The 268-nt window shown below is 48.1% G+C and carries 1 protein-coding gene; it reads right to left on the reverse strand.

Annotation, left to right across the window (positions count from 1 at the left end; genetic code table 11):
- The coding region (locus FLQ44_RS11110; protein ID WP_439144921.1) for a methyl-accepting chemotaxis protein at positions 1–254 on the reverse strand (254 nt) is incomplete at its 3' end.
- Positions 255–268 lie beyond the last annotated feature (14 nt).

Genomic DNA, 268 nt, shown 5'->3' on the forward strand with positions numbered 1-268 from the left:
GCCTGCATCACCCGTCCAATTTCGCTGCGAATTTGCTCGACAATCTCGGAAATTTCCTCAGTCGCACTGCCAGAACGTTCCGCTAATTTTCGCACTTCTTCCGCAACAACCGCGAAACCTTGCCCCTGTTCGCCGGCACGTGCCGCTTCAATCGTTGCATTCAAAGCCAGTAGGTTTGTTTGTGCAGCAATTTGAGAAATAGAGGTAACAATTTTCCCAATTTGTTGTGAAGACTCACCCAAGCGTTTCATCATTTTAGAGGTTTGGG

The organism is Vogesella mureinivorans (assembly GCF_007644035.1).
Classification (GTDB): domain Bacteria; phylum Pseudomonadota; class Gammaproteobacteria; order Burkholderiales; family Chromobacteriaceae; genus Vogesella; species Vogesella mureinivorans.